Origin of the sequence: Dietzia timorensis (assembly GCF_020742175.1) — a bacterium.
GTDB lineage: Bacteria > Actinomycetota > Actinomycetes > Mycobacteriales > Mycobacteriaceae > Dietzia > Dietzia timorensis_A.
In genome coordinates this window covers 1-6,456 of sequence record NZ_DYXM01000205.1, presented here as the reverse complement: position 1 = coordinate 6,456, position 6,456 = coordinate 1, and the positions used below count along the sequence as shown (strand labels likewise).

The following is a 6,456-nucleotide window of genomic DNA, read 5'->3' as shown; positions in this document are numbered from 1 at the left end:
GCCCAGGTGAGGATGCTGCGGCCGGAATCGGTGGGCGTGACCCCGGACGGGCTGCGCACGAACACGACGACACCGAGCAACTTCTCGGCCGTGCGCACCCTCGCCGACACCGCCTGCTGGCTGAGGCCGAGGACATTCGCGGCCGCGCCCATGGACCCGCAGCGCGCCGTCGTCACCAGGGAATTGAGGACGTCGAGGTCCGGTACGCGCGCTGAAAGAGGCATGGGGCGAGTGTAACCCGCGGCCACAACGGCTATTTGTGGCTTCCCCACTGCGCGGGGGCTACCGGCGTCTGCGGCGGGCGAGTTGGCTGGACGTATGATTTCGACCATGTCCGACGTGCCCGCCGCCTCCGCAGCCTCGGGAAGGGGCACACGGCCCTCCTGGAGGGCGGGCGACACCTCGCCACTGCGCGTGCCCCTGCCGCCGGCCGGGCCAGCGTGGTTCCCGACCGTCATGGGAAGCGGCATTCTCAGCACGCTCGTCGCGCTGCTGTGGTCGGAGTACGCCGCGGGGCTCGGCGTGGCCACGGCTCTGCTCGTGGTCACCTGGGTGCTGCTGATCGGCCTGACCGCCGGGTTCGTCCGGGCCTGCCGGAAGGACCGCGACTTTGTGGGCGCCGCCCTCCGCGAGGCCTCGCAGCGACCGGCGTGGGGCACGGTCTCGATGGGCGTGATGTCCGCCGGTTCCGCGGCGAGCACGGTGCTTCCGGCCTGGTCGGAGGGGCTATCGGGCGTGGCGCTCGGCGTCGACGCGGTGCTCTGGACCTTGGGCACGGTCCTCGGTCTCGTGGTCGCGGTCGACTTCGCCGCCGGCCTCGTGGCGCGCCTGCGAAAAGTGCGTTCGCGCCGCCCCGGTCCGATGGGGCTCGAACCTGGCGGGTCCGGAGGGCTCGGCACGCCGACCCCGGTGTGGGGGCTCACCGTCGTCGCGCCCATGGTCGCCGCGACCGCCGGGTGCACCTTTATCCCGCACGTGAGCTCGACCGCAGCGAAGGTCGCGTTGCTCGCCGTGATCGTCGTGTGCTTCGTCGTCGCGCTCGCACTCGGCGCGCTTGTCTTCGCCGCCGCGTATCACCACCACTGGCGGCGCGAACCCCTGCCGCTCGCGTTAAGGACCTCGCTGTGGATCCCGCTCGGCGTTGTCGGGCAGTCGACGGCGGCGATCCAGCTCATCGCCGCGCGCGGGAGCGAGTTGCTCCCTGAATCCGCCAGGCCGGGGATTCTTCACGCCGCGCATCTCTACGGGATCGTCGTCCTCGGGGCGATCGGCACCGTGCTGGCCGCGTACGCCTCGGTTATGACCATCGCAGGCTTCGCCCAGCGCATGCCGTTCGGCACCGGCTGGTGGTCGCTCACCTTCCCCGTGGGTACGTGCGCGCTCGGCGCTTTCTACCTGGGCCAAGTGCACGTAGAGGCCGGATGGCACGTTGCCTCCGGCGTCATCACCGGGGTGTTGGCGTGCACGTGGACACTGTGCGCCGTGGCAACCCTGACGGCGGTCGCGCTGACACGCAAGGCCTGAGCGAACGCGGGCCCGGTTCGTCAATTGCTTAGGTCAAATAGCTAGCGCGCGTACGAATTTCATGGGGGATGGGGTAGGGGTGAAGGCGCGTGAAATCTTTGCAGAAAGTAAGAAACCCGGGTACATCTATGGGTGGACCAGCAACGCCGCATTCTCCGGCCGTTGTCGAGTGGCTGGGGTGTGCGCAGCTACTTGAGAAGGAGGTTTGGCGTGTCGACGGTTGTCGTAGACGACTATCCGACCCGTGTCCAGAACGAACCGAGGATTTTCCGGCGTCCCGACCCCGTGGTGTGGGGTGACGCCGAACGGCGCAACGCCGACGTCGCAACCTACGCGCGCGACGGCTATGTCCAGCGCGAACGCGCGATTTCGAGTGCCCGTGTGCGCGAATGCCTCGACGAGATCGAGCGCATCGGCGCCGACCCGGGTATGGCCGAAGACCCGCGCGTGATCCGCGAGGGGGGAACGCAGGCGGTGCGTTCGATTTTCGACGTCCACCTGCTGTCCGATGCGGTCTGGGCCGCAGTCGAAGAGAGCGGCGCGATCGAACTGGCGAAGGAGATCCTGGGCTCCGACGTCACGGTGCACCAGAGCCGGCTGAACTACAAGCCCGGATTCGCCGGGGGAGCGTTCTACTGGCATTCCGATTTCGAGACGTGGCACGTCGAGGACGGGATGCCGCGCCCGCGCGCGTGCAGCGCCTCGATTGCGCTGACGCCGAACCGCGAATACAACGGCCCGCTGATGATCATGCCCGGCACGCAGCGCTACTTCGTGCAGACGGCCGGCGAGACGCCGGACGATTTCTACAACGAATCGCTCGTGACGACCGGCCCGACGGTGGGTTCGCCGTCCGAGGAAGCGATCGCCGAACTCGGCGAGAAGCACGGCATCGACCTGATCACCGGCCCCGAGGGGTCGATGACGATGTTCGACTGCAACGCGCTGCACGCCTCGGGAGGCAACATCACTCCCATGCCACGCTCGAACATCTTCGTCGTGTTCAACAGCGTGGACAATAAGTTGACCGAGCCGTTCGCGGGAACGGCGCCTCGGCCCGAATACCTGGCGCGCCGGTAATCGACGGGTGCAGGGCTAACGAGAATTGGGCCCCTTCGGGGCCTCGACATAAAAAGTGCGGACGGTTCGATGTCCACAAATTGGGCGACGGCCAGGCTCCAGAGAGGGGCCTGGCCGTCGGCCATTTCGCGGTTCGTCGATTTTGGCCGGTATTACGCGAGGCGGCTACGCAGGGCTTGCTATCCGATCGGGATGCATCGCTCGCCCTGCCTCCGGTCCGTTAGGGACTTCGTGGGTTGAGTCTCCCTGTGGTGCGAGTTCGTTCAGTTCTTCCGCACGCTTAGGCGCTCGCTTGGGGGCTGTGCGCACATGGGTGATGTAGATGGTGAGGCCGACGAACGTGAATCCGCCGACGAGGTTGCCGGTAATGGTCGGAATTTCGTTCCACACGAGGTAGTCGACGATGGAGAAGTCGCCGCCGAGCATCAGGCCTGATGGGAAGAGGAACAGGTTGACGATGCTGTGCTCGAACCCCATGTAGAAGAACAGCATGACCGGCATCCACATCGCGAGGACCTTGCCCTGAAGCGAGCGCGACATGAACGCCGCCACGACACCCGTAGAGACCATCCAGTTACACAGCACGGCGCGAACGAAGATCGTAATCATTCCGCCGGCGCCGTGCTCCGAATAGCCGACGGTCCGGCTGTGTCCGATCTCGCCGATGCGGGCACCGACTTCGTTCGGCGGAACACTGAATCCGTAGGTGAATACGATCGCCATGAGCGCGGCGACAGTGATCGCGCCGCCGAGATTGCCGAGGAATACGAGGCCCCAATTGCGGAGCATCGCGCGCACCGTGACTCCTCGCCGTTTATCGATGAGAGCAAGCGGCACGAGCGTGAATACGCCGGTGAGCAGGTCGAACCCGAGAAGGTAGAGCAGGCAGAAACCGACGGGGAACAGGGCGGCACCGAGCAACGCGTTGCCGGTCTGGACCGTGATCGTGACCGCGAACGCCGCGGAAAGCGCGAGAATGGCGCCGGCCATGAACGACCGGATGAGCGTGTCCCGGGTCGATGTGAAGACTTTCGATTCCCCGGCGTCAACGATGGCGCGAGCAAACTCGGGTGGGCTGATATATGACATGGGCATCCTCGTGGAGTTTGGGGCGGGGCGGTGCAACTTTTCGATACTCCGCCGTGGACGTGTTCCATAGATATAGCCGCAATTAAAGGCGAGATTCTATTGACTATTCGACGCTGATGGACTTCGAAAGACGAACCCAAATGCGTACGAAACATGTGCGAAATAATCACGAAACGCGGGTTTAAAATTGATACGAACTTCGGAACTATCGATAGTTGGATTATGCGCGGTACAGCGCAGGTCAGAAGGTGGCGATCTGGGCACGAGTGACGTCGCACACTGCGTCGTTTCTGCCTGGCTAACTGCGTGAAAGCGACGATTGTAAAAGCGGTGTGAAGAGTTCGAATATGCCTGGAATATTCGGAGACTGGCGGCATAGAATTCAGTCATAGAAGGACCGAATTCGTTATGAAAGGGCCGCCGCCATGTCGAGTAGTTACGCCGCAAGAAACCTCCCGAAGCACGTCGTTGTCATCGGATTCGGGATGGTCGCGCACCGCACGGTCATGGAGATTCTCGCCCGCGAACCGAAGACTGCGATCACCGTCATCGCCGAAGAGGCCGGCCACGCCTACGACCGCGTCGCCCTATCGAGCTACGTCGGCAGCTGGGACCGCGGCATGCTCGAGCTCGACACGTTGCCGGCCGCAGTCGAGGTTTACAACGCGCGTGCCACCGGTATCGACCGCGACGCCAAGCTCGTCACTTGTAGTAATGGACGCGATGTCGCCTACGACCACCTAGTCCTCGCCACGGGATCCGCGCCATTCGTTCCGCCGGTTCCCGGCCACGATCTCGACGGGGTCTTCGTCTACCGCACGCTCGACGACCTCGACGCGCTCCGCGGCCGCATCGACGCGGCGAAGACCGCTGGCCGGGGGCCTGTCGGCGCGGTGATCGGCGGCGGCCTCCTCGGGCTCGAGGCCGCGAACGCCCTTCGGCTTCTCGGCGCCGACACCCACGTGGTCGAGATGGCCCCGCGGCTCATGCCGATCCAGGTGGATGCGGCCGGCGGCGCGGTGCTCGCTCAGAAGGTCGAGGCGCTCGGAGTGGCCGTGCATACGGGACGTGCGACGTCATCCATTGCCCAGGGCACGGCCGAGCCGAACACGCTGACCATGACTCTCGGCTCCGACGAGGGCAGCGAAGAACTGGTCGTCGACCTCGTGGTTTTCTCCGCCGGAATTCGTCCGCGCGACGAACTCGCGGAGGCCGCCGGGCTCGAGCGCGGACCGCGGGGCGGGTTCCTGGTGGACCGCCACTGTCTGACGTCGGACGCCGCGATTTCCGCCGTCGGCGAGGCCGCCGCCGTCGATGGGACGTGCTACGGGCTGGTCGCGCCCGGTTACCAGACGGCGCAGATCGTCGCCGACCGCCTCACAGGGCGCGAAGCACGCAGCTTCGTCGATCCGGACATGTCGACCAAGCTCAAGCTGCTCGGCATCGATGTCGCGAGTTTCGGCGACGCGCACGGTGTGGCCGAAGGCGCGCGCGAGCTGCACGTCAACGATCCGGTGGCCGGCGAGTACAAGAAGCTGGTGCTCGCCTCCGACGGAAAGACGCTGCTCGGCGGGATTCTCGTTGGCGATGCCGCACAGTATTCGGTGTTGCGTTCGCTCGTGGGAGAGCCTTTGCCCGGGTCGCCGATGGCTCTCATCGCGCCGGCGGCAGGGGACGCTCCGGCGATCGGTGTCGGCTCTCTGCCTGACGACGCACAGATCTGCTCGTGCAATGCGGTGTCCAAGGGCGACATCTGCTCGGCGATTGCGGATGGTTCGCATTCGGTGGGGGACATCAAGACGTGCACGCGCGCAGGGGCCTCGTGCGGGTCCTGCGTCGGATTGATCAAGCAACTTCTCGACGCGGAGGGGATCGAGCAATCGACCGCGGTGTGCGAACACTTCGCGCAGTCGCGCGCCGAGCTGTTCCAGATCGCCTCCTCGACCGGCATCTCGGACTTCTCTACATTTATCGAGCATTTCGGCCAGGGGCGGGGCTGCGAGGTGTGCAAGCCGACGCTCGCGTCGATCTTCGCGACGCTCAACAGCGCCGACCATGTGCTCGACGACGGCCGCGCTGCACTACAGGACTCCAACGACCGTTTCCTCGCCAACATCCAACGCAACGGCTCCTACTCTGTGGTCCCGCGGATGCCGGCGGGCCAGGTCAGCGCCGAACAGCTCATCGTCTGCGGGGAGATCGCCAAGGACTTCGACTTGTACGTGAAGGTCACGGGCGCGCAGCGCATCGACATGTTCGGCGCGCGCGTGGACCAGCTGCCCGAGATCTGGCGCCGTCTTGTCGATGCCGGAATGGAGTCCGGGCAGGCCTACGGAAAATCGCTGCGCGCGGTAAAGAGCTGCGTGGGGACGGATTGGCGCCGCTACGGCCAGCAGGATTCGGTGAAGATGGCCGTCGATCTCGAGCTGCGCTACCGCGGCCTGCGGAGCCCGCACAAGTTGAAGATGGGCGTGTCCGGCTGCGCTCGCGAATGTGCCGAGGCGCGCGGCAAGGACGTCGGCGTCATCGCCACCGAGAACGGCTGGAACCTCTACGTCGGTGGAAATGGCGGAGCGACCCCGCGGCACGCGCAACTCCTCGCGAAGGATCTCGACGACGTCACCCTGGTGCGGTATATCGATCGGTTCCTCGGCTTTTACGTCCGCACCGCGGATAGGCTGCAGCGCACCGCGGCGTGGATCGAGAGCCTCGAGGGCGGACTCGACCACATCCGCGAGGTCGTGTGCGAGGACTCGCTCGGCA

5 protein-coding genes are annotated in these 6,456 nt (G+C 65.6%); 3 read left to right on the top strand and 2 right to left on the bottom strand.

What is annotated here, in order from left to right:
- The coding region (locus K8V11_RS10455; RefSeq protein WP_303913733.1) for a LysR family transcriptional regulator at positions 1-224 on the bottom strand (224 nt) is incomplete at its 3' end.
- Between the two features lie 106 nt (positions 225-330).
- Between K8V11_RS10455 and K8V11_RS10450 the strand changes: the two genes are divergently transcribed.
- Together K8V11_RS10450 and K8V11_RS10445 are read left to right on the top strand one after the other, a co-directional pair.
- The gene (locus K8V11_RS10450) at positions 331-1,524 is read left to right on the top strand and encodes a TDT family transporter (RefSeq protein WP_303913732.1); all 1,194 of its coding nucleotides are present in this window, start codon (positions 331-333) and stop codon (positions 1,522-1,524) included.
- A gap of 210 nt (positions 1,525-1,734) precedes the next feature.
- Positions 1,735-2,604, top strand: a complete 870-nt coding sequence (locus tag K8V11_RS10445; RefSeq protein WP_303913730.1) for a phytanoyl-CoA dioxygenase family protein — start codon at positions 1,735-1,737, stop codon at positions 2,602-2,604.
- A gap of 165 nt (positions 2,605-2,769) precedes the next feature.
- Here K8V11_RS10445 and K8V11_RS10440 read toward each other — a convergent pair whose 3' ends face one another.
- On the bottom strand, positions 2,770-3,693 hold the full coding sequence (locus K8V11_RS10440; protein WP_303913727.1) for a formate/nitrite transporter family protein: 924 nt from the start codon (positions 3,691-3,693) through the stop codon (positions 2,770-2,772).
- Between the two features lie 425 nt (positions 3,694-4,118).
- Here K8V11_RS10440 and nirB point away from each other — a divergent pair.
- The coding region (nirB, locus tag K8V11_RS10435; protein WP_303913725.1) for a nitrite reductase large subunit NirB at positions 4,119-6,456 on the top strand (2,338 nt) is incomplete at its 3' end.

Coding starts and splice junctions, on each gene's coding strand:
- K8V11_RS10450 (WP_303913732.1), top strand. CDS start 331: ATGTCCGACGTGCCCGCCGCCTCCGCAGCCTCGGGAAGGGGCACACGG.
- K8V11_RS10440 (WP_303913727.1), bottom strand. CDS start 3,693: ATGTCATATATCAGCCCACCCGAGTTTGCTCGCGCCATCGTTGACGCC.